The sequence below is a fragment of the Oleiphilus sp. HI0080 genome (assembly GCF_001635135.1).
This window is the reverse complement of record NZ_LWFU01000746.1, coordinates 1-468: the sequence shown is the minus strand read 5'-3', so window position 1 is coordinate 468 and position 468 is coordinate 1. Positions and strand designations below refer to the sequence as shown.

Sequence of the window (468 nt, the reverse complement as noted above, 5' to 3'; positions counted from 1 at the left end):
GAACAAGAGCATCAATCAGATGGCTCACTCGTATTGCACCCTGGCGAGCATATGCTAACAACGGAATTTCCCTGTCTGACCGATGAAGGGATGACGCTGACTTATCAGCGTGAAAAAGCGCTGGTCCGCGAAGATATGGATTTCGTTACTTGGGAGCATCCCATGGTGACGGAACTCATGGATCAAATGCAAAGCGGTGAGCTCGGCAATGCGGCACTCGCGAAAATTTCGGTGAAGGGTATTCCTCCTGGGACCTTATTCCTGGAGGCGATTTTTACCGTTAATAGCATGGCGCCAAGAAGTTTGCAGTTAGACAAGTACTTGCCTCTATCGCCGCAGCGTATTGTTGTGAACGTGGATGGGCGAGATCTATCAGAAGTTTTACCTTATGAAAAACTCAACGAGTTGAGCTCGGGAATCAAGCGCACTTTAGCGCTGCAGATACTCAAAGAGATTCGGGGTGAGTTC

Annotated in this window: 1 pseudogene; it reads left to right on the top strand. The window is 48.9% G+C overall.

Annotated features, from left to right (window positions below):
• Positions 1 to 468: pseudogene (locus A3751_RS15710) on the top strand (RNA polymerase-associated protein RapA); the annotation flags it as partial.